The organism is Pseudomonas gorinensis, from assembly GCF_042015035.1.
GTDB classification, from domain to species: Bacteria; Pseudomonadota; Gammaproteobacteria; order Pseudomonadales; family Pseudomonadaceae; genus Aquipseudomonas; species Aquipseudomonas gorinensis.
Genome location: NZ_CP167125.1, coordinates 5,669,557 through 5,692,515 on the forward strand (window position 1 = coordinate 5,669,557; position 22,959 = coordinate 5,692,515).

The window sequence follows — 22,959 nt, forward strand, 5'->3', positions numbered from 1 at the left end:
CACATACCCGCCCTGCACTTGACTGGTGAGCCCACCGGCCCCTGACCTGATCAGTGGCGAGGCGGATATGGTGCACGCCTCATACGCGTTTTACGCATCGTTACTTGCGTCACGGCATGTTTTCCTGCGCCCACAAAAAAGCCCCTCTTACGAGGGGCTTCTTGTGGAGCATGACCGCATCAGGTCATCTGGATGATGGTCTGCATGATGGTGCTCTGGGTGGAGATGGTCTTGGCGTTCGCCTGATAGTTGCTCTGGGCCTTGATCAGGTCCACCAGCTCGTTGGTCAGGTTGACGTTGGAGTTCTCCAGGGAGTTGGCCACGATCGAACCCAGCGTACCGGATTGCGGTGCGTCGTAACCCGGCTGGCCCGAGGCGAACGTCTCTCTCCAGGCGGTGCCGCCGGATGGCTGCAGGCCCTGCTCGTTGTTGAAGCTGGCCAGAGAGATCTGGCCGATGGCCTTGCTCTGCTGGTTACTGAAGGTGGCGAACAGCACACCGCTGCCGTCGATCTTCAAGCCGGTGATCTGGCCAGTGGCATAACCGTCGGTGACCGGCGGGTTACGGTAGCTGGCCGAGTTGTACTGGGTGATGTTGGCCATGTTGACGGCAATACCGCCGGCATTGGCAGCCGCACCGTTAGGCGTCCAGACACCATTGACCAGGCCGCCCGGCTTCCAGGTGGAAATAGTCAGGGTGGTATTGGACGTTGTGGCTGGCGGGGTGACGATCCCGGTGAGCTTGCCGGCGGTGTCAAACGACAACGTCGAGGCTACGGGCGCCGTGGAACCGGTGCCGCTGATCGGGGTGCCGTCAGGGTTACGCCCGTCAATCAGGGTGTAGGAGTTCCAGGTGTTGGAACCGGTTTTCACCAGGTACTGCACCATAGGATGCGCATTGCCCTGCGTATCGTAGAGCGTGGTGGAGTATTGAGTGTTGAAGCTGTCCGTCTTGGTCGGATCAAATGGGTGCAACGTCTGATCGATCGGCAGCTCGGACGAGTTCAGGTTACTGGTGGAGTCCACTTTGCTCGAAGCCTTCGGCGGCAGGTTCGACAGGTTCAATTGCAGGTCGGTCAGGCCGCCCTTGATGATCTTGCCGTCAGCATCCGCCGCATAACCCTGCAGGCGCGAGGTACCGGTGTTGTTGGTGATGTAGCCGTCCTTGTCCGCACGGAAGGCGCCGCTGCGGGTGTACTCCAGGGAGCCGTCGGTACCCTTCTGCACGAAGAAGCCGCCGCCCTGGATCGCCATGTCCAGGATGCCGCCACTGTTGTTGACGTCGCCCTGGGTGAACTGCTGGGACACTGCCGCCAGGTTCACACCGTTGCCGATGCTGTTCTGGCCGGTACCCAGTTTGGAGGCCGCGTAGATATCCGCGAATTCCGCACGGGACGATTTGAAGCCAGTGGTCGCGACGTTGGCGATGTTGTTGCCGGTCACGTCCAGTTGTTTGTTGGCCGCATAGAGGCCGCTAAGGCCGATGTTAAAAGACATGTTTCTCTCCCTCTGCCGTATTTAGCCGGCTCTATGTACCGATAGTCTGAATTTGCGACAGCTTGATGCTGCCCATGCCGCCCGCCAGGTTCAGCAGCATTTCGCCGCCGGTCTGGCTCAGGGTCACGCTCGTTACCGTTGCCGGCAGCGACGTGGCCAGGGCAACCGCATCGCCCGCGTCGTTCTTGGTGGTGGCATTGAAGGTGTAGGTGCCGGCTGGGGCGACCGCGCCGTTGTCGTCCTTGCCATCCCAGATAAAGCTCTGGTTGCCGGCAGCCTGGGCGCCCATATCGAGGGTGCGCACCACGTTGCCGTCCTTGTCGGTGATCTTGACGGAGACGTTGCCCACCGCCGAAGTCACCGCCACCGAACCGGTCATGCTCTTGCTCGTGTCCACGGTGGACTTGTCGGTCTGGATGACCACCGAACGCCCTACCAACGACGACGCTTGCAGTGCTTGCGACGAGCTGAAGTTGCTGGAGATCGCGTTGACCGAGTCGTTCAGGGTGTTGATGCCTTCCAGGCTGCTGAACTGAGCCAACTGGGCCACGAACGCACCATTGTCCTGGGGCGACAGCGGGTTCTGGTTTTTCAGCTGGGTCACCAGCAACTGCAGGAACGCATCCTTGCCCAGCGACTGGCTGCCTGTCGCCGCCTTGGTAGCGCTGTTAAGACTGCTGTTGTCCGTTGCGGTCTTGACCTTGGAATTGAAAAGGTCCTGGACTGCCGAGTTGTTTGACGTATCAACGATGGCCATTATTTGGCGCCCCTTATCACTGACCCAGGGTCAGGACCTTCTGCATCATGGTTTTGGCGGTGTTCATCATTTCCGCGTTGGTCTGGAACGAGCGGCTGGCGGAAATCATGTCGGCCATCTCCTCGACCACGTTGACGTTGGGGTAGTAGACATAACCCTTTTCGTTCGCGGCGGGATGGTTAGGCTCGTAACGTGCTTCGAGGTTGCTCTGGTCTTCGACCACGCCGAGCACCTGCACACCCTGGCCGGCGGCGTCCTGGTTCTGGAACAGCGAATCGCTGCCGCCGCTCTGGCCGCCCTGGAACATGGTGGCAAATACCGGGTGGCGGGCGCGGTAGGTCTGGTCAATGCTCGAAGACACGGTCTCGGCGTTGGCGATGTTACTGGCGACGGTGTTGAGGCGCGTGGTTTGAGCGCTCATGCCACTACCGGCAATATTGAAAACACTGGACAGGGACATGGCTTACTCTCCACGCAGGGCTGACATCAGCCCTTTGAATTTGCTGTTGAGCAGGGTAAAGCTGGCCTGGAAGTTCACCGAGTTTTCGGCATAGGCCGATTGCTCCAGCTGGGCGTCGACGGTGTTCTGGTCGATGGATGGCTGCATCGGCGTGCGATACAGCAGCGACTCGTCACCACTGCTCAGGCCTTGCGCTTCAATATGACGGCTGTTGGTCATGTTCAAGGCGAAGGTGCCGTTCTTGGTCTTGTCCTGCTGTGCTGCGAGCACGGCGGAGAAGTCCAGGTCCCGAGCCTTGTAGTTCGGGGTATCGGCGTTGGCAATGTTGTTGGCCAGGACTTCAGCGCGCTGGGCGCGGAAGCCCAGGGCTTGTTCATGGATACCGAGCGCTTTATCGAAGCTGATGCTCATGGCGGAAACCTTTAGGCTGACCTGCTGTGCGTTAACAGGGTTATAGCAAGGTGCATGCCAATCTTGTGAAAGCCCGGATATCAAGGGGTTGCGGGGAGCTTGCCGACGGCAATGCCAGAAAAGCGGCAACCGTTTTCCGCGTGACGCCAGTAAAGCGGCAATGGGGAGTTGCCGCTTTCTTCAACTTTGCCGCAAAAAAAATGTAGGAGGGGGCTTGCCCCCGATAGCGGTGTATCAGTGATAGATACATCAACTGAACCACTGCTATCGGGGGCGAGCCCCCTCCCACATTCTTTATTACTTGGCCTGGTAGATGATCCCCGGGCTGCACTGCACCATCTGGAAATGATCGGGCAGGCCGTTCAACGCTTCGGATGCACCGAGGAACAGGTAACCGCCGCGCTTGAGGGTGCCGTGGATACGCAGCAAGATGTCTTTCTTCACTTCGGCAGAGAAGTAGATCAGCACGTTGCGGCAGAACACTATGTCGAACTTGCCCAGGCTGGCGTAGCTGTCGAGCAGGTTGAACGAGCGAAACTCCACTCGGTTCTTGATCGGCGCCTTGACCGCCCAGCGCCCCGCCCCTTTCGGGTCGAAGTAACGTTGCAGGCGCTCCTGGGACAGGCCACGCCCCAGGGCCAGGCTGTCGTACTCGCCGGTCTTGCAGTTGGTGAGCATGGTGCCGGATAAATCCGTCGCCACAATTTGCGCACCGGCCTTCAGCTGGCCCATGTTGGTCCGCTCGAATTCATCGATGGTCATCGAGATCGAGTACGGTTCCTGCCCCGAAGAACAGGCTGCCGACCAGATGCGCAAGCGCTGGCCCGGGCTGGCCTTGATAGCCTCCGGCAACACTTTGCTCTTGAGCACCTCGAAGGGGTATGTATCGCGAAACCACAGGGTTTCGTTGGTGGTCATGGCATCGACCACCATTTCCTTGAGCCCACTGCGCGGCTGGCCCTGGATCCGCTGGACCAACTCACCCAGGGACTTGATGCCCTGCTGTTCCATCAGCTTGTTGAGACGGCTGGATACCAGGTATTGCTTGTTTTCACCAAGCAATATGCCACAGGCTTTTTCCAGGAAGACCCGGAACTGTTCGAAATCCAAATTACCCGTAGACAAAGATACCGCCTCTTAAATCGTGTGACCGCCAGGGAAAAAGCCCCTAGCCGTGATCTGCTGCCTTGATCCGGTCGACTACCCGGGATGCCAGGTCATCAGGGCGGAATTTGGCCAGAAAGTCGTCGGCACCGACCTTCTTGACCATCGCCTGATTGAATACGCCCGACAACGAAGTATGCAGGATGATATGCAATTTTTGCATGCGTGGATCGTTACGTATCTCAGCCGTGAGGGTGTAGCCGTCCATTTCCGGCATCTCGATGTCGGAGATCATCATCAAGAATTCTTCTTCAGGCTTCTTGCCTTCATCGACCAGCTTGCGCAGGTAATCCAACGCCTGGCGACCATCATTGAGCGCCACCACGTCCACGCCGACGGTTTGCAGGCAACGGGTCACCTGCTTACGCGCCACCGAAGAATCGTCCACCGTCAGTACGCGCAAGGAAATCGCCTTGTGCGCGGTATCGGCGTCCACCACACCGACCGAAATCGATTCAGAGGTGGGCGCCACTTCGGCGAGGATTTTCTCCACGTCGATAATTTCTACAAGCTGGTTGTCCACCCGCGTCACTGCCGTGAGGTAGTGATCGCGACCGGTGCCCTTGGGTGGCGGATGAATTTCTTCCCAGTTCATGTTGACGATGCGTTCCACCGAGCGCACCAGGAAACCCTGGGTCTTGGTGTTGTATTCGGTAATGATCACAAACGGGTTCTCGCGATCCTGCAGACCGGACGACCCTGTCGCCAAGGCCAGGTCAAGAATCGGGATGGTCGCGCCACGGATGTTGGCCACGCCACACACCACCGGACTGGACTTGGGCATGATCGTCAGCTTGGGGCACTGCAGCACTTCCCGCACTTTGAACACATTGATGCCGTATAGCTGCTTGCCGTCCAGACGAAACAGCAACAACTCCAGGCGATTCTGCCCTACCAGCTGTGTGCGCTGGTTTACTGAATCCATTACACCTGCCATGCCCAGACTCCTACGCTAAAACCTTCGGGGGTACGACGCGTACCCAATACTAAACGGCACGAGCTTTGCTATTTATTGGCTATGGACATTAAAACGACAGTTTCCCGACGCCTTCGCCTCCCACGCAGCCGCAGATTGCTCTGCGTCTCGATGGCGTTGCTTGCCTTGAGCCTGGGAACCACGGCCCGCGCAGATAACGTCACCTTGCCTGATCTACTTATCGGCGTCACTCAAGGCTTTCTTGAGTTCACTGTAGAAGATTATCTGGCGACCACCCAGACACCTGGGCGCTATGAAATCCAGGTCAACCAGCTAGACCCGCGCTTGCGCATGCCAATGTGCGACAAGGAATTGACAGCGTCCCTGGAAAGCCCCGCACAGCCTATCGGCCGTGTGACGGTGAAGGTTCGCTGCGAGGGCGCCGCGCCCTGGACCGTGTTTGTGCCAGCGCAGGTCAAGTTGTTCCGCGATGTCGTGGTGGTGGTAAGACCGTTGAAACGCACTGGCATCATCGGTTTCGAGGACGTGGCCTTGCGTGAACGCGACATCAGTTTGATCAACCAGGGCTATCTGACGTCGGTCGATCAGGCCATCGGGCAGAAACTTACCCGACCAATGGTCACCGATCAGGTCATTACCCTGGTCCATCTGGAGCAGGCCGAGGTGGTTCGCAAGGGTGACCAGGTGGTAATTTCCGCGAGCAGCGGCGGCTTGAATGTGAAAATGCCGGGTGAAGCGCTGTCCAACGGAGGCATGAGTGAGCAGATACGCGTCAAGAACCTCAACTCCAATCGTGTCATCAAGGCACGGGTGACAGCCCCCGGACAAGTCGAGGTTGCTTTATAGATCACTGGAATAGGACGCCAGCTTTTCCTACACTGTGTGCCAGATGTTGCGCGTGCAGGTTTATTGTCAATCGAGCCTAAAGTTTGTCCGGGTATGGCCGAAAACATGGCAAGCGTCCAAATACCCAGAGGTTTTTAATTATCATGGTCATCGATTTCAGTCGTTTGAATAACTCCCCGGCATTGCCAGGCACTACGCGCACCAGCGGCACCAAGGACAGCGTAGAAGCCAAGGCCCAGCCTCTGCCTGCCAAGACAGAACAGGCCAGCGCCAGCCAAAGCGGGGAATCCGTATACCTGAGCAATGAGGCTCAACAGTTGCAGAAGGTCACTGACTCGCTGCGCGACCAACCTGTGGTCAATAAAGCCCGCGTGGCCGAATTGAAACAGGCTATCGCCGATGGCAGCTATAAAGTCGACAGCAACCGTGTAGCCAGCAAGCTGCTTAACTTCGAAGCCGAGCGCTAGGCAAAGGCCTGCGCAGGGCTTTTGGACGCTTAAAACCAAGGCCAGCCATGCACCACGACGAAACCTTGCTTCAACTGATCATTGATGATCTGGCGCCGACGCAACAATTGCTCGAGCTGCTGAAAGAAGAGACCCTGGCCCTCTACGGCCGGGATATGCCGCTGCTGGAAGATATCCTGGCGCGCAAACAGTCGCTGATTGTCCTGCTGGAACAGCATGGCAAGAAGCGCAGCCAGATTCTCACCAGCCTGGGCCTGCCGGCCGATCACGACGGCCTCGCCCAACTGGCCAGCCACTCCTCGGTCGGCGATCAACTGCTGGCCCAAAGCAAAGAACTCAACCAATTGCTCAGCCAGTGCCAGGAAGTCAACCTGCTCAACGGCCAGTCGATCCAGCTTCAGCAAGCTACGACCGCCAACCAGCTGCGTATACTCCACGGCGGTGAGCCACCGGCGCTGTACAACGCCCAAGGCTCTACCTCACGCTTGGTCAAACCAAGCACCCGCAGCCAAGCCTGACGCCCGTTTTCGGCACAGCCTATCCAAGGCCCGCCACATACTGGCAAAATGCCGGTTCTTGCGTGTAGTCGTATTTTGTCTGGAGATGGAAGAACCGTGTTCAACGCCCTTAATGCGGAAGATGCTCCGCAGCCACCCAAGGTGCTCACCACGCCTCTGGAAATCGCCGGCACCTTGCGAATGCTGCAAGAAAGCCATGATCCGCTGATCATCACCTTCCACGAACGCAGCCAGCGCTTCCAGAGCTACCTGGTCGATGTCGATCGGGACAGCAAGACCCTGGCCCTGGACGAAATGATCCCGCGTGATGGCGAACGCCACCTTGAGAATGGCGAACCCTTCCGCATCGAAGGCTTTCACGACGGCGTACGCGTCGCCTGGGAAAGCAATGGCACCCTGACCATCAGCGAAAAAGATGGCCATCGCATCTACACCGGCGCCATGCCGGGCGAGGTGGTCTACCACCAGCGCCGCAATGCCTTCCGCGCGGCACTGAAGCTGGCCCAACTGGTCAATATCGAGCTGGGCGGCGAGAAACTCAAGGCCCCGGTCAGCGGCAAGCTGCTGGATATTTCCGCCACCGGCTGCAAATTGCGCTTCGAAGGCGATATCTCCGAACGCCTGCAGTTGGGCCAGGTCTACGATCGCTTTATCGCTGCCCTGCCGTTCGGCAGCATGACCACCTCCGTCGAACTGCGTTACCTGCATTTCGAAGAGAAGATCAACACCACCTTCGCGGGCGTGCGCTTCCACAACATGAGCGGCCTGGTACAGCGCCAGGTCGAACGATTTGTGTATCAACTGCAACGCGAAGCGCGACGCTTCGACAAGGACGACGACTTCTAAGTGTGAAGATCGCGACAAAAAAACGGGCAGACCCTTTCAGGATCTGCCCGTTTTTGCTTTCAGGGGCGTGCCCTGCTCAGGTCATGGGGGTGCTCATCCGGACCTATAGGTTCTGGCGGTCCTTCGAAAGGCGGCTCATCTGTCGGTGGTACCGAGTCGACTTCAGGCTCAGGCTCAGGCTCAGCAGCAGCTGTCTGCATCTGCTCTTGCACCACTTGCTCATCGACCCGCGGGTCAAGTGCAGCCACCAGCGGCGAACTGGACATGCTGTCAGGCATGGCCACGTGCTGCAGGGGCGCATCATCGACCTGATGCAGGTTGGTCACGGCTTTAGGACGGATACGCCACACCAGGATCAGCGCACACAGGCTGAAAAACGCGTACAGCATCTGACTGCCAAATAGTTTCATCACTACGCCAGCCAGCAACGGCCCGATACTGGCGCCGACCCCGTAGGTCACCAGCAACATGGCTGTCAGCGATACCCGCCGATCACCTTCAACGTGATCGTTGGAAAACGCCACCGCCAGCGGGTACAGACAGAACTGCACCAACGAACACAGGAACCCGGCCACGAACAGCACCTCCAACGGCACCTTGCTCAGGATGGCCAACGGTAATGCCGCAACCGCCAGACACAGGGCGAAGCAGCGAATCAACAACGCACGATCATAGCGATCTGACAGCCAGCCCAACGGCCACTGCACCACCAAACCGGCAAAAATGCAGCTACCCATGAACAGACCCACCTGCTCGGTAGTCAGCCCCTGCTGGGACGCATACAGCGGCGCCAAGCCGTAGAACGAGCCAACGATCAGCCCCGCCCCCAGCACCGTACTCAACGACTGCGGTACCCGCTTGATAAAGAAGCGCGGCTCCATCGGCGCCGGATGCAGCGGCGCCGGGTGAATACGCCGGGTCATGGCCACGGGTACCAGGCACAGGGCAAAGCACAGCGCCACCAGCATCAATAGCTCAAGGCCCAGCTGGGGATGCATCACCAGGATCAGTTGGCCCAACACCAGGCCCAGGTAGGACGCGATCATATAGCCACTGAACACCACGCCACGCTGCCTGGCGTCCGCCTGCTCGTTAAGCCAGCTTTCGATAACCATGTACTGGCACATCATCCCCAAGCCCACGATGACCCGCAGCACGATCCAGGCCGGCAGCCAGTCGATCAGGCCATGGCCCAGCACGGCTGCACCGACAATGCCCGCACAGGTGGCGTAGGCACGAATATGCCCCACCCGGCCAATCAGGCGATGCCCGATCTTGCCGCCCAGCACCAGGCCGAAATAGTTGGCCGCCATCAAGGCACCCACCCATAGGCTGTCGACATGGTCAGCCGCCAGGCGCAACGCGAGGTAAGTACTGAGCAGGCCGGAGCCGATCAGCATCATCAAGGAGGCGAAATAAAGGGCTCGAAAAGATTTCCAGATCTGGCGCATCGGCGTTCCGAGCGGCTCCTTGCAGTGAGGGTCAGGGCTACCGGCATGATAGTCCTGGGTTGTTGGGTCCGGACAGGCGCTACGCGCTGTTTCCGAGGATTATTTTGTTTAAATTGATTGGCAACAGCTCTGACGTTGCCGGGGGGCGTGCGAGGTACACCGTTAGCAAAAATACACGACGCACCTGCTGTGAACCTCGATCAGCGGCAAGGTTCGACCTGAGTTTGAAAAGACTCTACGCGCACAAAAAAGCCCCGCCAGCGTTCACTGTGCGGGGCTTTGAATCTGGTGTCCCAGGGCCGGTTCGAACGGCCAACCTTCCCCTTAGGAGGGGGATGCTCTATCCAATTGAGCTACTGGGACAAATGACAGCCGTCGCAGCGATGGGCGCTGCGACGGACGGCGTGCATGTTAACGGCCAAGGTCGGATTTGTCATGTCGTCCGTGGGCTTTTTGAGTGTAGGCGCATGCCTGCCAGAAAGAGCAGGGTTTTGCCTCGTAAAACCAGGGTTGCCGAAGCCATCGTGCAAAATGCACTACCCCAAAATGCCAGCATTGCAATTTGCAACCCTCAGCCCCCTAAAAATAGCCTCAAACCATTGATTTAATTGAAATAATAGTTTGGCACGGCATCTGCAATACTTCTTCGACAAAATCCAATTTGGCCCAGTCACCGACGGAGAACATGACCATGAACAGTGCCCTTCTGTTAGCCCTCAATACCGTGGCCCTGGCCGTATTGGTGATGTTCCACTTCCAGCAGTCGCCGACTACCGACGACGACGCCAAGGTGAGCCAGGCCATTCCACACCACCTGCAGCAACGCCCGCAATTGGCAGTGATGACGGCCAACCCGCAATCACCGGTTCGCCTGGCCCAGAGCACACAGGCAGCACCTGCATCCGAACACTGGGTATTCTGAGGAAGCCTTCATGTCCAAATCTGCCTGGCTGTTTCTGTGCCTGACCCTGGTAACCGGTCTGCTCGGCCTGGAAACCTCCTCCCAAGACGGCCAAACCATCGCCTTCATCGCCAGCGCCATGTTCGCCGGATGCCTGGTTCTGACCCTGATTGTGGGCCGCCGGATCAAATTCGATCCCGTGCTGCGCTGAAGCATCGCTCGCCTGCGTTTCGCCCTACCTTATGTCGCCTCGCCTAGTAAATCGGCAAATTGCCACTAGTCTTAAGATTAGGGGCAAAAGGCCACATTGCTATAGGATGTGCGCCCTCAAACCCTGTTGCGGCCTAGGCCTGCGGGAAGATCGCCGAATCTGATCTTCTGCAGGAAAGTTTTCCAACCAGTCCGCAAAAATGCAAATCAGTGCTGGCATAAAGCCTTTAGTCAGTTCAATATTTGTCACAGAATTGACGCCAAGGAACTGGCAAATCTGAGGCATGATGCGGCCTCTTTGCAATTCAGGTTGAACTTTGGTCGTGAGCCTTGTCTTAACACTCATCTTGCGGCCAATTCCAAAAACCGCTCCCCTGAACTAACCGGTTAAATATATGCGCCCATTGAAACAGGCAATTTATTCCAGCCGTACGGCTGACAAGTTCGTCGTACGTCTGCCAGACGGAATGCGGGAACGCATTGCCGAGGTGGCTCGCAATCATCACCGCAGCATGAACTCCGAAATCATCGCGCGCCTGGAACAGAGCCTTATTCAGGAAGGTGCGTTGGGTGAAGAGTTGAGCATGCGCCTGGACAGCCCAGAGCTGTCACTGCACGAACGCGAACTGCTGCAGCGTTTCCGTCAGCTCTCCCACCGCCAGCAAAATGCTCTCGTCTCACTTATTGCACACGATGTCGAGGCGGCCGCAGAAGCCGACTGATCTACCCCTGAAAGCCGAAGCCAGCCTTGTGCTGGCTTTTTTTTGCCTTGAATTTGGGAAGGGGATTATTGCTGGAGCAAACTGGCTTGCGCTGGAAGGGGAACAAGCCCCCTCACTACAACAAGCCAGCCAGGAAGGCGATCAAAGCAGGAAGATGGTTGCCAACCCCAGGAAGATGAAGAAACCACCACTGTCAGTCATGGCGGTAATCATCACGCTGGCGCCCATGGCAGGATCGCGCCCAAGGCGTGCCAGGGTCATGGGGATCAACACGCCCATGAGGGCAGCCAACAGCAGATTGAGGGTCATGGCGGCAGTCATCACCACCCCCAGGGACCAACTGCCATACAGCATGTAGGCCACAATACCAATCACCCCGCCCCACACCACGCCGTTGATCAGCGCTACCGCCAGTTCCTTGCGCATCAGGCGTGAGGTATTGCCGGTGTTCACCTGGTCCAGCGCCATGGCGCGCACGATCATGGTGATGGTCTGGTTGCCGGAGTTGCCGCCAATACCCGCTACGATCGGCATCAGTGCCGCCAAGGCCACCAATTTCTCGATAGAGCCTTCGAACAACCCGATCACCCTTGAAGCAATAAAAGCGGTAATCAGGTTGACGGCCAGCCAGGCCCAGCGGTTACGCAATGAACGCCAGACCGACGCAAAAATATCTTCCTCTTCACGCAGACCCGCCATGTTGAGGACTTCGGTTTCACTTTCCTCACGAATCAGGTCGACCATTTCATCGATGGTCAGACGACCGATCAGCTTGCCGTTCTTGTCGACCACCGGGGCAGAGATCAAGTCGTAGCGCTCGAACGCCTGGGCTGCATCGTAGGCATCTTCGTCCGGGTGGAAACTCACCGGGTCGCTGGCCATGACATCGGCCACTTTCTTCTCTGGGTCGTTGACCAGCAGGCGCTTGATCGGCAGCACCCCCTTGAGAATGCCTTCGTAGTCGACCACGAAGAGCTTGTCGGTGTGGCCTGGCAGTTCTTTCAAGCGACGCAGATAACGCAATACCACTTCCAGGCTGACGTCTTCGCGGATGGTGACCATCTCGAAGTCCATCAGGGCGCCGACCTGATCCTCGTCATAGGACAACGCAGAGCGCACTCGCTCACGCTGCTGGCCGTCGAGGGCCTCCATCAGCTCATGGACAACGTCACGGGGCAGCTCAGGCGCCAGGTCAGCCAGTTCGTCGGCGTCCATCTCCCTGGCTGCGGCCAGGAGCTCGTGATCGTCCATGTCGGCGATCAGGGTTTCGCGCACCGAATCGGATACTTCGAGGAGGATGTCGCCGTCGCGATCAGCCTTGACCAGTTGCCAGAGGGTCAGTCGATCGTCCAGCGGCAAGGCTTCAAGGATATAGGCGACGTCGGCAGAGTGCAGGTCATCGAGCTTGCGCTGCAATTCGACGAGGTTTTGCCGGTGAACCAGGTTTTCGATGCGGTCGTGATTCGGACCTTCCTGGCGGTGCGTGAGGTCTTCGACCACGCGCTGGCGCTGCAGCAGCTCGATGACTTGAGCCAGGCGATCCTGCAGGCTTTCTTGTGTTTTCTTTACTTCTACTTCGGTCATAGGCGAACTCCACTCCCAGCAGCGGGGCACGCCGGAAGGATCAATCAGTCAATTCATGATTGGTAAAACGGGATACTGAGTAACTACTGGGTAAGTCCATGGAGGTATTCCATAAGCCCCGGCGGGGCTGACGGGCGCAATGATACACCGCCCGGCCATTTTTAACGTCAAAAAACTGGAAAGAACAAGCGCTTGCGAGTCAAAGCTCAGCATTAGCCGCATCTATGAACTGCGACGACGCAGCCCGGGAGGAAAACACATGGGGCTGGAGAAAAAGAACACATTCCACATAAACCCCAGACGGCAAAAAGCCCGCACTAGGCGGGCTTTTTGTTTGTATGGTGCACTCGACAGGATTCGAACCTGTGACCGCTCGGTTCGTAGCCGAGTACTCTATCCAGCTGAGCTACGAGTGCAGATTGTGTTTTTAGACCAGATCACAACTGGTTGAAGCCGAACCACCTGCATTACTGCAACTGACTCTTAAATGGTGCACTCGACAGGATTCGAACCTGTGACCGCTCGGTTCGTAGCCGAGTACTCTATCCAGCTGAGCTACGAGTGCATTTGTTGCCGCGCATTATAGGCCGTTCAATCTCTATGTAAAGCGATTTTTTCGAGTAATTTCAACAACTTACCGATAAATCCAGATTGCAACGTACTAAGCAAATAATGGCGGAGAACGGGGGATTCGAACCCCCGACACCCTTTTGAGGTGTACTCCCTTAGCAGGGGAGCGCCTTCGGCCACTCGGCCAGCTCTCCGCAACACGGGGCGTATATTAACCACGTTCATCCCCGTTTGCAAACATAAAAAACGATAAAAATTAAAGGCTTGGTTCTTCGTCCTTCTCTTTCTTGATCCGCAGGTAGATTTCCTCGCGGTGGACCGCTACCTCTTTCGGAGCGTTAACCCCGATACGCACTTGATTGCCTTTGACGCCGAGCACGGTCACGGTGATTTCGCCATCACCAATAATCAGGCTTTCTGCGCAACGACGAGTCAGAATCAACATACCTTTCTCCTCACGCATTTCAGTTCAGGAACAACAGTCTGCAAAAAAAAGGCATTCGACCTACAACCAAAAGGCCGTAGCCCTACCTGCCTAAGTATTGTCGAGCACAGGTAAAAGAACATGGGCCCGACAAAAAAATGAAAGGCGCGGTAAACCGCGCCTTCCTGGCATTGCATCACTCGCCCTGTCGGGCCGGAGCGTCCAGCTCAAAAGCGGTATGCAGTGCGCGTACAGCCAGTTCCAGGTACTTCTCTTCAATCACCACCGAGACTTTGATTTCCGAGGTGGAGATCATCTGGATGTTGATGCTTTCCTTGGCCAGGGCCTCGAACATACGGCTGGCAACGCCGGCATGGGAACGCATGCCCACACCTACGATCGACACCTTGGCGATCTTGGTATCGCCGACCACTTCACGCGCGCCGATCTCGCTCGCGGTGTTCTGCAGGATACGTTCGGCCGCATCGTACTCGTTGCGGTGTACGGTGAAGGTGAAATCGGTGGTGTTATCGTGCGAAACGTTCTGCACGATCATATCGACTTCAATGTTCGCGCCGCTGATAGGCCCGAGGATCTTGAAAGCCACGCCCGGGGTGTCTGGCACGCCACGGATCGTCAGCTTGGCTTCATCGCGATTGAAGGCGATGCCGGAAATGATCGGCTGTTCCATGGATTCCTCTTCATCAATAGTAATAAGGGTGCCCGGACCCTCTTTGAAGCTGTGCAATACGCGCAGCGGAACGTTGTACTTGCCGGCGAATTCCACCGCGCGGATCTGCAACACCTTGGAACCGAGGCTGGCCATTTCCAGCATCTCTTCGAAGGTGATCTTGTCCAGGCGCTGGGCCACGGACACCACGCGCGGATCGGTGGTGTAGACGCCATCCACATCGGTGTAGATCTGGCATTCGTCAGCCTTCAGGGCTGCGGCCAGCGCTACGCCGGTGGTATCGGAACCGCCACGCCCGAGGGTGGTGATGTTGCCCTGCTCGTCAACGCCCTGGAAACCGGCGACAACCACGACACGCCCTTCCTTCAGATCAGCACGGATCTTCTGATCGTCGATCTGCAGGATACGCGCCTTGGTGTGCGCGCTGTCGGTGAGGATGCGCACCTGGCTACCAGTGTAGGACACCGCCGGCACGCCACGCTTATTCAGCGCCATGGCCAGCAACGCAATGGTGACCTGCTCGCCGGTGGACACGATCACATCCAGCTCGCGCGGCAGTGGTTGTTGATCGCCACTGATTGCCTTGGCCAGATCGATCAGGCGATTGGTCTCGCCGCTCATGGCGGACAGCACCACCACCAGGTCATCGCCGGCATCGCGGAATTTCTTAACCTTGTCGGCAACCTGCTCGATTCTTTCGACAGAACCGACCGAGGTACCTCCAAATTTCTGTACGATCAAAGCCATTTCTAAGCCGCCTCAGCCCGTAAAGGGGCGCCCAATAAACCAATCTTCCAGCAACCGAGCGAGCCCATGACTAGACCATGGGCCCGTTACCAGCGCCTTAAATACCTGCCTCGACAAACGGCACGGTCAGGGCCAGGGCCGCGTCCAGGGCACCAGCGTCTACACCACCGCCTTGCGCCATGTCCGGACGACCACCGCCCTTCCCGCCCACTGCCGCAGCGGCTTGCTTCATCAAATCACCGGCCTTGAGTTGACCGGTCAGGTCCTTGGTTACACCGGCAACCAGAACGACCTTATCCTCATGGACACTGCCGAGCAGGATCACTGCGCGGCCGAGCTTGTTCTTCAACTGATCGACCAAGGCCAACAACGCCTTGCCATCCTGACCGTCCAGGCGCGCTGCCAGGACTTTCACACCCTTGACGTCCAGGGCGGAAGCAGACAAATCGTCACCTGCCGCGCTGGCAGCCTTGGCTTGCAACTGCTCCAGCTGTTTCTCCAGCACGCGGTTGCGCTCGAGCACGGCGGACAGCTTGTCGATCAGATTGTCGCGGCTGCCCTTGACGAGCGTAGCCGCTTCCTTGAGTTGTTCTTCAGCCGCATTGAGATAGGCCAGGGCCGCAGCACCGGTCACCGCTTCGATACGACGTACGCCCGATGCCACACCGCCTTCGCTGATGATTTTCAGCAGGCCGATGTCGCCCGTACGGTTGACGTGGATACCGCCACACAGTTCCACCGAGAAGCTGCCGCCCATGCTCAGTACACGCACGTTGTCGCCATACTTCTCGCCGAACAGCGCCATGGCCCCCTTGGCCTTGGCGGTCTCGATATCGGTTTCTTCGGTTTCCACCGGGGTGTTCTTGCGCACTTCGGCGTTGACGATGTCTTCCAGGGCCTTGATTTGCTCCGGCTTGATCGCTTCGAAGTGGCTGAAGTCGAAGCGCAGGCGCTGGCTGTCGACCAACGAGCCCTTCTGTTGGACGTGCTCGCCCAATACCTGGCGCAGTGCAGCATGCAGCAAGTGAGTGGCCGAGTGGTTCAGCGACGTGGCGTGACGCACATCGGCGTCCACCTGGGCGTCCACTGGCGAACCGACGATCAGGCTGCCCGACGCCAATACACCGTGGTGCAGGAAGGCGCCGCCGGTCTTGGTGGTATCGCGTACATCAAAACGACCGGAGGACGCTTTGAGGAAACCGCAGTCGCCAATCTGGCCACCGGACTCGGCGTAGAACGGCGTCCGGTCCAGGACCACCACGCCGTCGTCACCTTCGTTCAAGACGTCGACCGACTGGCCGTCCTTGTACAGCGCAACGACCTTGGCCGCACCGCTGGTGGCCTTGTAGCCGGTAAATTCGGTGGCCACGTCAACCTTGACCAGGCTGTTGTAGTCCATGCCGAACGAGCTGGCGGAACGCGCGCGCACACGCTGGGCCTCCATCTCACGCTCGAAGCCTGCCTCGTCCAGGGTCAGGTTACGCTCACGGGCGATGTCGCCGGTCAGGTCCATCGGGAAGCCGTAGGTGTCATAGAGCTTGAACACCACGTCGCCCGGCACCACGCTGCCTTGCAGGCCGGCGAGGTCTTGCTCGAGGATTTTCAGGCCCTGCTCCAGGGTCTTGGCGAACTGCTCTTCTTCAGCCTTGAGCACGCGCTCGATGTGCGCCTGGTTCTGCTTGAGTTCCGGGAATGCATCGCCCATCTCGGCAACCAGGGCCGCGACGATCTGATAGAAGAAGCTACCGCTGGCGCCCAACTTGTTGCCGTGACGGCAAGCGCGACGAATGATACGGCGTAGCACGTAGCCACGGCCTTCGTTGGACGGCAGCACGCCGTCGGCAATCAGGAAGCCGCAGGAACGGATGTGGTCAGCCACCACTTTCAACGACGCCTGGTCTTCATTGGCACAACCAATGGCCTTCGCAGCCGCGGCCAGCAGGCTCTGGAACAGGTCGATTTCGTAGTTGGAATGAACGTGCTGCATCACCGCACTGATCCGCTCCAGGCCCATGCCGGTATCTACCGACGGCGCTGGCAACGGATGCAACACACCATCGGCGGTGCGGTTGAACTGCATGAACACGTTGTTCCAGATTTCGATGTAACGGTCACCGTCTTCTTCCGGCGAACCCGGTGGGCCACCCCAGATATCGGCGCCGTGATCGTAGAAAATCTCGGTGCAAGGACCGCACGGGCCGGTATCGCCCATGGTCCAGAAGTTGTCGGAAGCGTACGGCGCGCCTTTGTTGTCGCCGATACGCACCATGCGCTCAGGCGGCACACCGACTTGCTTGGTCCAGATGTCGTAAGCCTCGTCATCGCTGGCGTAGACGGTGACCCAGAGCTTTTCCTTCGGCAGTTTCAGTACGCCGGTCAGGAAGGTCCAGGCGAAGTTGATCGCATCCTGCTTGAAATAATCGCCAAAGCTGAAGTTGCCGAGCATTTCGAAAAAAGTGTGGTGACGGGCGGTGTAGCCGACGTTTTCCAGGTCGTTGTGCTTACCACCGGCGCGCACGCACTTCTGGCTGCTGACGGCACGGGTGTAGGCGCGTTTTTCCTGGCCCAGGAAGCAGTCCTTGAACTGGTTCATCCCCGCGTTGGTGAACAGCAGGGTGGGGTCGTTGCCTGGGATCAAGGAGCTGGAGGCGACACGGGTGTGACCTTGCTCTTCGAAGAAGCGAAGGAAGGCTTCACGGATTTCTGCGCTTTTCATTAGGTTCTTCCACGGAGTCTGCGGCCAAAGGCCAGTGCGCAACATCATCAGACGGAGCGACGGCAAAGGGCCGCATTATATCGGCCCTTTGCCGGTGGTACAGCGTGTTTATGTGATAGAAACAGTCAATTAGACGGTCTGCACGCTCATTTGCGCGAAAACTCGACGAATGTTTGCACGACCTGCTCGATTTGCGCCCGGCTGACATCCAGATGCGTGACCATGCGCAGACGCGGTGCGGCGCTCAATTTGACCCCGCGTTCAGCGGCAAAGGCTTTCAAGGCTTCGGCCCGCTCACCGATCTGTACGTAGACCATATTGGTCTGCACCGGCTCCACGGTATAACCGGCCTTGCGCAACTCCTCCCCCAGCCATTGCGCATTGGCGTGATCGTCGGCCAGGCGCTGCACCTGGTGGTCCAGCGCATACAGCCCCGCCGCCGCCAGGGAGCCGGCCTGGCGCATGCCACCGCCGACCATCTTGCGCAGGCGCCGCGCCTTGGCGATCAGCGCCGTGGAACCACACAACACCGAGCCAATCGGCGCGCCGAGGCCCTTGGACAGGCACACCGACACCGAATCGAAGTGCCGCGTGATCTCCCGCGCATCCACCTCCAGCTTGACCGCTGCGTTGTAGAGGCGCGCGCCGTCCAGGTGCAGGGCCAGGCCATGTTCACGGGTAAAGGCCCGGGCTTTCGCCAGGTATTCCAGTGGCAGCACCTTGCCCTGCATCGTGTTTTCCAGGGCCAGCAGGCGGGTGCGGGCGAAGTGGAAATCGTCGGGCTTGATCGCGGCCAGCACCTGGTCCAGGTCCAGGGAGCCGTCCGCCTGGACTTCCAGCGGTTGCGGCTGGATCGAACCCAGCACCGCCGCGCCGCCGCCTTCGTATTTATAGGTGTGGGCCTGCTGGCCGACGATGTATTCCTCGCCGCGCTCACAGTGCGCCATCAACGCCAGCAGGTTGCTCATGGTGCCGGTCGGGACGAACAACGCCGCAGGGAACCCCAGGCGCTTGGCCAGTTCGGCCTCCAGGCGGTTGACGCTGGGGTCTTCACCGTAGACATCATCGCCACTGACGGCGCTGGCCATCGCGTCGAGCATGCCGGGGGTGGGTTGGGTCACGGTGTCGCTGCGCAGGTCAATCACGGTCATGAAACAGGCCTCTGGCGGATTGGATAAGTCCCTTTGTGAGTGATTACTGCGGGCAAAGCCACGGAATATCAAGCCCCACTCGCATTCAATCGAATACCAACCAAACAAACCGATATAGGTTATCGATACAGCGATCGTGCAGTTTTTGAAAAACCATGTTAAAAACTCTCCGCCGCCAGGGTTCTGGTGGCAACGTTCTCAGGGCGGGGTGCAATTCCCCACCGGCGGTAATTGCGCGCAATGTGCATAGCCCGCGAGCGCTTGGCGCCTCGAACTGCTCACGCAGGACGGCGACAAGGTCAGCAGACCCGGTGTGATCCCGGGGCCGACGGTCATAGTCCGGATGAAGAGAGAACGGGATTGGCACCTAAGGGCCGCACGCTGACCGCATGCCTGCATGACTCAGCGGTTCGTACCCTTAAATCCCATTCGATTCATAACGCCCTGTTTTTTTCTTAAACAGGAGTCAGAACATGCAACCCACCGCAATCGACAGCAAAAGCAAAAACCACCACGGCGAGCGCGTCGCGTTTATCCAAGCCTGCTGGCACAAGGATATTGTCGACCAATCCCGTAAAGGCTTCCTCGCCGAAATGATCGCCCTGGGCTACCAGGAATCGGACATCGACTTCTTCGAAGTCGGCGGCGCCTTTGAAATGCCCCTGCACGCCAAACTGCTGGCCAAGACCGGCCGTTACGCCGGTATCGTCGCCGCCGCGCTGGTGGTGGATGGCGGCATCTACCGTCACGAATTCGTCGCCCAGTCGGTGGTCAGTGGCCTGATGCAGGTACAGCTGGAAACCGAAGTGCCAGTGTTCTCGGTGTCCCTGACCCCGCATCACTTCCATGCCGGCAGTGAGCACCACACGTTCTTCTACGAGCACTTCGTACACAAAGGCCAGGAAGCTGCGCGCACTTGCGCCGACACCCTGCACAAGGTGCGTGCGATCCGTCGCAGTGAGCCGCGGGCCCTAGCGGTCTAAGCAACACTGCAAAACAAAATGTGGGAGAGGCGGTGCGACGATTCGACTTGCCCCCTCCCACATTTGGATCCGGATACGCCTTGAGACCTATGCCAGGCCCACGTCCGTGGTCGGCACAATCAATATCCCTGCCCGCAAGCCATTCTTCACCTTCGGGTTGGGGAAGATGATGCGTGCACCCTCCTCCTCGATCACCCAGCGGGTCTTGGCGACGTCTTCGGCCAGCAGATAACCCTTTTCCAGTTCCGAAAAGTTTTCCACGTCCGCCGGCAGGTGCAGCAGGAACGCATCGCTGTGCTTGATGACTTCCCGCGACACGGCGAACAGTTTCAAGCCGTCCAGGCTGTCAGTCTCAGGCTCGCTGCCTTCGATGATCTGCGTGAGGCGCAGCTCCAGGCGGGAAACATTGACGCCCTGGTTCTGCCCGAACGGCCGCGCCTTGCCCAGCTCCAGGGTGAAGGCTTCGGCACCGAGTTGTTCGTAGGTAAAGGCAGTGAAGGTGATCGAGGTCTTGTTCTGCAACAGCACCGCCTGCATGCCGGCAGCGCTCAAGCGGGCCAGTTCGCGCCGCGAGTGCTGGCGCCCGTCCTTCCATGGGTAAAGGGCGAACTGCTCGATCTTCGAGCCGCGAATCGCAGTGTGCAGGTCGTAATGCAGGCGCGAACGGCCAGGCACGCTGAAAAAGCTGCGGGCCAGTTGCTCCAGCTCGGCGGCACGCATGGCCTCGGGGCCGATGTTTTGTTCATGACGGCCGTTGAACAGCCGGTTGACGTCCAGTTCGAGGTAACGTTCACCGCGGCGCATGGCCTCGGGGTTGCCGAACAGGAACAGAATACGGGTGCGGGGCTTGATCTGCCCACGGGCAATGCCATGCAACAGGCGGTCGAGCAATTCGATCGGCGCGGTTTCGTTGCCATGGATACCGGACGACAGCAGCAGGTCGCCGCCGTTGTCGCGGGCTTGCGGCGGGCGTACTTCGAGTGCGCCCTCGCTGAGCCAGCGCATCTGCACGCCGTCGACAGTCAGTTGAATTTTTTGCGCCGGTTCGCGACCGGCGAGGGTCAGTTCAAGCAGTTTGCCGAGGGCGAGCATACGCAGCTTCCTTAGTGGTTGCAGCCTGGGCCGTGGACGTGATCGTCATCATCACCTTCAACGTCGGCCGGTTCCATTTCCAGTTGCAGGCTCATCAGGTTGGTAGCCAGTGGGCGCATCAGCAGGTTGGCGTATTCGGAGTCGCCTTCTTCCACATCCACACCGATCAGCAGCTGGCCACGGCCGTCGTGCTGGATCCAGATTTCCTTACCCTGCCAGACCACGGCGACGCGGGTGCAGGAGGTTTCCAGCTGGGTGCCGTCGGTGTCTTCAAGGATCAGTTGCAGGGTGTCGGTGCTCATAAATAACTCTCAGCCGTACGGCGTTAATTGATCTGGAAAGGATAAACCGAGCCCAGTTTAAGGATTTGCGTCAGTTCATCCAGTGCCGTCCGGCACTCAAGCAGCAATTGCGGGTCAGCCAGGTCGGTTTCGCGCAGGCTGTCGCGGTAGTGCTTGTCGACCCATTGGGTCAGTGTGTCGTACAACGGCGCGGTCATGATAACCCCTGGGTTCACCGCTGCCAGCTCGGTTTCGTTCAACGCCACGCGCAAACGCAGGCACGCCGGCCCACCGCCATTCTGCATGCTTTGCTTGAGGTCGAAGACCTTGACTTCGCGAATCAACCCACCGGACGCCGTCAGGCCTTGCAAGTAGTGCCATACGCGCTCGTTGGCGCGGCATTCTTCGGGCACGATCAGCAACATCGAGCCATCGGCGCGGCTCAGCAGTTGGCTGTTGAACAGGTAGGAACGCACGGCGTCCTCGACACTGACCTGGGCGCGCGGCACGCAGATGGACTGGAAATTGCCGCCCAACCGGCCCAACTTGCCCTGCAACTCGGCAAGCATCTGCTCGGTATTGAGGAACGCATCCTCGTGGTAGAACAGCACTTCGCCGTTGCCCACCGCGATCACATCGTTGTGGAACACGCCGGCATCGATCACGGCCGGGTTCTGCTGGGCGTAGACCACGCCTTCATCTTTCAAACCGTGCAGCCGCGCAACGGCTTGCGACGCTTCCAGGGTTTGACGCGCCGGGTATTTCTGCGGGGCGGGGTAACGGCTGTCGAACGCGCTGCGGCCGTACACGAAAAACTCCACACCGGCCTGGCCATAGTCGCGGCAAAAACGCGTGTGGTTGGCTGCGCCTTCGTCACCGAACTGCGCCACGGCCGGCAGTGCCGCGTGGTGGGCAAAGTGTTTCTGGTCAGCAAACATCGCCCCCAGCACGCGGCTGGTCGTGGGGTGTTCGATGCTGCGGTGGTATTTGCAATTGAGGTTGGCGGCGGTGAAATGCACGCGGCCATCCGCAGTGTCGGCGCTCGGGCTGACGGTGGCGGCATTGGCCACCCACATGCTCGATGCCGAACAACTGGCCACCAGCAGCGGCATGGCGTGCTTGGCCGCCTGCTCGATCACTTGGGCGTCGCTGCCGCTGAAACCGAGGTTGCGCAAGGCGGCCACGTCCGGACGTTCCTGAGGCGCGAGCACCCCTTGCACGAAGCCCATGTCCATCAGCGCTTTCATCTTCTGCAAGCCCTGCAACGCGGCTTCCTTGGGGTTGGAAGACTGCTGGCTGTTGCTCTGGGACGCGACGTTGCCGTAGGACAAACCGCCGTAGTTATGGGTCGGCCCCACTAGACCGTCAAAATTGACTTCATAGGATTTCATCGGCGAGGCTCCACGAACATCTGTTTTTATAGGCTTCAAAAGTCTTCAACACACCACAAATCCAGTGTGGGAGGAGGCTTGCCTCCGATAGCTGACTGTCAGTTGATAAATCAGATGACAGACACACCGCCATCGGGGGCAAG

At 58.7% G+C, this 22,959-nt stretch carries 24 protein-coding genes, 4 tRNA genes and 1 riboswitch; of the genes, 8 read left to right on the plus strand and 20 right to left on the minus strand.

Annotated features, from left to right (window positions below; all coding sequences use genetic code 11):
* Positions 1–179: 179 nt before the first annotated feature.
* The 6 genes from flgE to AB7933_RS25650 form a co-directional block, all read right to left on the minus strand.
* The gene (flgE, locus tag AB7933_RS25625) at positions 180–1,496 is read right to left on the minus strand and encodes a flagellar hook protein FlgE (RefSeq protein WP_024076983.1); all 1,317 of its coding nucleotides are present in this window, start codon (positions 1,494–1,496) and stop codon (positions 180–182) included.
* A gap of 31 nt (positions 1,497–1,527) precedes the next feature.
* Entirely contained in the window at positions 1,528–2,253 is a 726-nt protein-coding gene (gene flgD / locus AB7933_RS25630) for a flagellar hook assembly protein FlgD (RefSeq protein WP_024076984.1), read from the minus strand.
* A 16-nt stretch (positions 2,254–2,269) separates the two neighbouring features.
* Positions 2,270–2,713 (minus strand): flagellar basal body rod protein FlgC, encoded by a 444-nt coding sequence (gene flgC / locus AB7933_RS25635; protein WP_024076985.1) that lies wholly within the window; start codon positions 2,711–2,713, stop codon positions 2,270–2,272.
* A 3-nt stretch (positions 2,714–2,716) separates the two neighbouring features.
* Positions 2,717–3,124 carry a flagellar basal body rod protein FlgB gene (gene flgB, locus AB7933_RS25640; protein ID WP_003175633.1) on the minus strand — a complete coding sequence of 136 codons (408 nt, stop codon included), beginning with the start codon at positions 3,122–3,124 and terminating at the stop codon, positions 2,717–2,719.
* 297 nt (positions 3,125–3,421) lie between these two features.
* A complete protein-coding gene (cheR, locus tag AB7933_RS25645; protein WP_024076986.1) occupies positions 3,422–4,249 on the minus strand; it encodes a protein-glutamate O-methyltransferase CheR in 828 nt (275 codons plus the stop codon).
* 43 nt (positions 4,250–4,292) lie between these two features.
* Entirely contained in the window at positions 4,293–5,225 is a 933-nt protein-coding gene (locus AB7933_RS25650; protein WP_024076987.1) for a chemotaxis protein CheV, read from the minus strand.
* 81 nt (positions 5,226–5,306) lie between these two features.
* Between AB7933_RS25650 and flgA the strand changes: the two genes are divergently transcribed.
* From flgA to AB7933_RS25670, 4 genes are all read left to right on the plus strand, one after another.
* A complete protein-coding gene (gene flgA, locus AB7933_RS25655; protein ID WP_024076988.1) occupies positions 5,307–6,071 on the plus strand; it encodes a flagellar basal body P-ring formation chaperone FlgA in 765 nt (254 codons plus the stop codon).
* A 143-nt stretch (positions 6,072–6,214) separates the two neighbouring features.
* On the plus strand, positions 6,215–6,538 hold the full coding sequence (gene flgM / locus AB7933_RS25660; protein WP_305452350.1) for a flagellar biosynthesis anti-sigma factor FlgM: 324 nt from the start codon (positions 6,215–6,217) through the stop codon (positions 6,536–6,538).
* Between the two features lie 47 nt (positions 6,539–6,585).
* Entirely contained in the window at positions 6,586–7,056 is a 471-nt protein-coding gene (locus tag AB7933_RS25665; protein ID WP_024076990.1) for a flagella synthesis protein FlgN, read from the plus strand.
* 96 nt (positions 7,057–7,152) lie between these two features.
* Positions 7,153–7,902, plus strand: coding sequence for a flagellar brake protein (locus AB7933_RS25670; protein ID WP_024076991.1), 750 nt, complete (start codon positions 7,153–7,155; stop codon positions 7,900–7,902).
* A gap of 59 nt (positions 7,903–7,961) precedes the next feature.
* Here AB7933_RS25670 and AB7933_RS25675 read toward each other — a convergent pair whose 3' ends face one another.
* On the minus strand, positions 7,962–9,353 hold the full coding sequence (locus AB7933_RS25675; RefSeq protein ID WP_024076992.1) for an MFS transporter: 1,392 nt from the start codon (positions 9,351–9,353) through the stop codon (positions 7,962–7,964).
* Between the two features lie 286 nt (positions 9,354–9,639).
* A tRNA-Arg gene (locus tag AB7933_RS25680) sits at positions 9,640–9,716 on the minus strand.
* 328 nt (positions 9,717–10,044) lie between these two features.
* On the opposite strand from AB7933_RS25680, the gene AB7933_RS25685 reads away from it, so the two are divergent.
* Together AB7933_RS25685 and AB7933_RS25690 are read left to right on the plus strand one after the other, a co-directional pair.
* Entirely contained in the window at positions 10,045–10,275 is a 231-nt protein-coding gene (locus tag AB7933_RS25685; RefSeq protein ID WP_024076994.1) for a hypothetical protein, read from the plus strand.
* A gap of 10 nt (positions 10,276–10,285) precedes the next feature.
* Positions 10,286–10,465 (plus strand): PA3371 family protein, encoded by a 180-nt coding sequence (locus tag AB7933_RS25690; protein WP_024076995.1) that lies wholly within the window; start codon positions 10,286–10,288, stop codon positions 10,463–10,465.
* A gap of 99 nt (positions 10,466–10,564) precedes the next feature.
* On the opposite strand, the gene AB7933_RS25695 is transcribed toward AB7933_RS25690, so the two are convergent.
* Complete coding sequence (locus AB7933_RS25695) at positions 10,565–10,750, minus strand: hypothetical protein (RefSeq protein WP_081329241.1); 186 nt, start codon at positions 10,748–10,750, stop codon at positions 10,565–10,567.
* Between the two features lie 109 nt (positions 10,751–10,859).
* On the opposite strand from AB7933_RS25695, the gene AB7933_RS25700 reads away from it, so the two are divergent.
* A complete protein-coding gene (locus tag AB7933_RS25700) occupies positions 10,860–11,186 on the plus strand; it encodes an Arc family DNA-binding protein (protein WP_024076996.1) in 327 nt (108 codons plus the stop codon).
* Positions 11,187–11,327: 141 nt separating this feature from the next.
* Here the strand turns inward: AB7933_RS25700 and mgtE are convergent, their stop codons facing one another.
* The 8 genes from mgtE to ltaE all read right to left on the minus strand — a co-directional run bounded on the left by mgtE (position 11,328) and on the right by ltaE (position 19,069).
* Positions 11,328–12,770 (minus strand): magnesium transporter, encoded by a 1,443-nt coding sequence (gene mgtE / locus AB7933_RS25705; protein WP_024076997.1) that lies wholly within the window; start codon positions 12,768–12,770, stop codon positions 11,328–11,330.
* A gap of 339 nt (positions 12,771–13,109) precedes the next feature.
* Positions 13,110–13,186 (minus strand) — tRNA-Arg (locus AB7933_RS25710).
* A gap of 72 nt (positions 13,187–13,258) precedes the next feature.
* A tRNA-Arg gene (locus AB7933_RS25715) sits at positions 13,259–13,335 on the minus strand.
* A 108-nt stretch (positions 13,336–13,443) separates the two neighbouring features.
* Positions 13,444–13,534, minus strand: a tRNA-Ser gene (locus tag AB7933_RS25720).
* A gap of 62 nt (positions 13,535–13,596) precedes the next feature.
* The gene (csrA, locus tag AB7933_RS25725) at positions 13,597–13,785 is read right to left on the minus strand and encodes a carbon storage regulator CsrA (RefSeq protein ID WP_003175645.1); all 189 of its coding nucleotides are present in this window, start codon (positions 13,783–13,785) and stop codon (positions 13,597–13,599) included.
* Positions 13,786–13,960: 175 nt separating this feature from the next.
* Entirely contained in the window at positions 13,961–15,202 is a 1,242-nt protein-coding gene (locus AB7933_RS25730) for an aspartate kinase (RefSeq protein WP_024076998.1), read from the minus strand.
* Positions 15,203–15,299: 97 nt separating this feature from the next.
* Positions 15,300–17,918 carry an alanine--tRNA ligase gene (gene alaS, locus AB7933_RS25735; RefSeq protein ID WP_024076999.1) on the minus strand — a complete coding sequence of 873 codons (2,619 nt, stop codon included), beginning with the start codon at positions 17,916–17,918 and terminating at the stop codon, positions 15,300–15,302.
* Positions 17,919–18,064: 146 nt separating this feature from the next.
* Positions 18,065–19,069, minus strand: coding sequence for a low-specificity L-threonine aldolase (gene ltaE / locus AB7933_RS25740; protein ID WP_024077000.1), 1,005 nt, complete (start codon positions 19,067–19,069; stop codon positions 18,065–18,067).
* A 190-nt stretch (positions 19,070–19,259) separates the two neighbouring features.
* A riboswitch (FMN riboswitch) is annotated at positions 19,260–19,429 on the plus strand.
* Positions 19,430–19,542: 113 nt separating this feature from the next.
* On the opposite strand from ltaE, the gene AB7933_RS25745 reads away from it, so the two are divergent.
* Positions 19,543–20,052, plus strand: coding sequence for a 6,7-dimethyl-8-ribityllumazine synthase (locus AB7933_RS25745; protein ID WP_024077001.1), 510 nt, complete (start codon positions 19,543–19,545; stop codon positions 20,050–20,052).
* A gap of 87 nt (positions 20,053–20,139) precedes the next feature.
* Here AB7933_RS25745 and astE read toward each other — a convergent pair whose 3' ends face one another.
* From astE to astB, 3 genes are read right to left on the minus strand one after another with little or no spacing between them, the layout of a single operon-like run.
* Positions 20,140–21,144 carry a succinylglutamate desuccinylase gene (gene astE / locus AB7933_RS25750; protein ID WP_024077002.1) on the minus strand — a complete coding sequence of 335 codons (1,005 nt, stop codon included), beginning with the start codon at positions 21,142–21,144 and terminating at the stop codon, positions 20,140–20,142.
* A gap of 11 nt (positions 21,145–21,155) precedes the next feature.
* A complete protein-coding gene (locus AB7933_RS25755) occupies positions 21,156–21,446 on the minus strand; it encodes a hypothetical protein (RefSeq protein ID WP_024077003.1) in 291 nt (96 codons plus the stop codon).
* A 23-nt stretch (positions 21,447–21,469) separates the two neighbouring features.
* The gene (gene astB / locus AB7933_RS25760) at positions 21,470–22,816 is read right to left on the minus strand and encodes an N-succinylarginine dihydrolase (RefSeq protein ID WP_024077004.1); all 1,347 of its coding nucleotides are present in this window, start codon (positions 22,814–22,816) and stop codon (positions 21,470–21,472) included.
* Positions 22,817–22,959: the final 143 nt, after the last annotated feature.

Excerpts from the sequence above, each read along its gene's own strand:
- flgE (WP_024076983.1), bottom strand. The coding sequence starts at position 1,496 with ATGTCTTTTAACATCGGCCTTAGCGGCCTCTATGCGGCCAACAAACAA.
- flgD (WP_024076984.1), bottom strand. The coding sequence starts at position 2,253 with ATGGCCATCGTTGATACGTCAAACAACTCGGCAGTCCAGGACCTTTTC.
- flgC (WP_024076985.1), bottom strand. The coding sequence starts at position 2,713 with ATGTCCCTGTCCAGTGTTTTCAATATTGCCGGTAGTGGCATGAGCGCT.
- flgB (WP_003175633.1), bottom strand. The coding sequence starts at position 3,124 with ATGAGCATCAGCTTCGATAAAGCGCTCGGTATCCATGAACAAGCCCTG.
- AB7933_RS25650 (WP_024076987.1), bottom strand. The coding sequence starts at position 5,225 with ATGGCAGGTGTAATGGATTCAGTAAACCAGCGCACACAGCTGGTAGGG.
- flgA (WP_024076988.1), top strand. The coding sequence starts at position 5,307 with ATGGACATTAAAACGACAGTTTCCCGACGCCTTCGCCTCCCACGCAGC.
- flgM (WP_305452350.1), top strand. The coding sequence starts at position 6,215 with ATGGTCATCGATTTCAGTCGTTTGAATAACTCCCCGGCATTGCCAGGC.
- AB7933_RS25665 (WP_024076990.1), top strand. The coding sequence starts at position 6,586 with ATGCACCACGACGAAACCTTGCTTCAACTGATCATTGATGATCTGGCG.
- AB7933_RS25675 (WP_024076992.1), bottom strand. The coding sequence starts at position 9,353 with ATGCGCCAGATCTGGAAATCTTTTCGAGCCCTTTATTTCGCCTCCTTG.
- AB7933_RS25685 (WP_024076994.1), top strand. The coding sequence starts at position 10,045 with ATGAACAGTGCCCTTCTGTTAGCCCTCAATACCGTGGCCCTGGCCGTA.
- AB7933_RS25690 (WP_024076995.1), top strand. The coding sequence starts at position 10,286 with ATGTCCAAATCTGCCTGGCTGTTTCTGTGCCTGACCCTGGTAACCGGT.
- AB7933_RS25695 (WP_081329241.1), bottom strand. The coding sequence starts at position 10,750 with ATGCCTCAGATTTGCCAGTTCCTTGGCGTCAATTCTGTGACAAATATT.
- AB7933_RS25700 (WP_024076996.1), top strand. The coding sequence starts at position 10,860 with ATGCGCCCATTGAAACAGGCAATTTATTCCAGCCGTACGGCTGACAAG.
- mgtE (WP_024076997.1), bottom strand. The coding sequence starts at position 12,770 with ATGACCGAAGTAGAAGTAAAGAAAACACAAGAAAGCCTGCAGGATCGC.
- csrA (WP_003175645.1), bottom strand. The coding sequence starts at position 13,785 with ATGTTGATTCTGACTCGTCGTTGCGCAGAAAGCCTGATTATTGGTGAT.
- AB7933_RS25730 (WP_024076998.1), bottom strand. The coding sequence starts at position 15,202 with ATGGCTTTGATCGTACAGAAATTTGGAGGTACCTCGGTCGGTTCTGTC.
- alaS (WP_024076999.1), bottom strand. The coding sequence starts at position 17,918 with ATGAAAAGCGCAGAAATCCGTGAAGCCTTCCTTCGCTTCTTCGAAGAG.
- ltaE (WP_024077000.1), bottom strand. The coding sequence starts at position 19,069 with ATGACCGTGATTGACCTGCGCAGCGACACCGTGACCCAACCCACCCCC.
- AB7933_RS25745 (WP_024077001.1), top strand. The coding sequence starts at position 19,543 with ATGCAACCCACCGCAATCGACAGCAAAAGCAAAAACCACCACGGCGAG.
- astE (WP_024077002.1), bottom strand. The coding sequence starts at position 21,144 with ATGCTCGCCCTCGGCAAACTGCTTGAACTGACCCTCGCCGGTCGCGAA.
- AB7933_RS25755 (WP_024077003.1), bottom strand. The coding sequence starts at position 21,446 with ATGAGCACCGACACCCTGCAACTGATCCTTGAAGACACCGACGGCACC.
- astB (WP_024077004.1), bottom strand. The coding sequence starts at position 22,816 with ATGAAATCCTATGAAGTCAATTTTGACGGTCTAGTGGGGCCGACCCAT.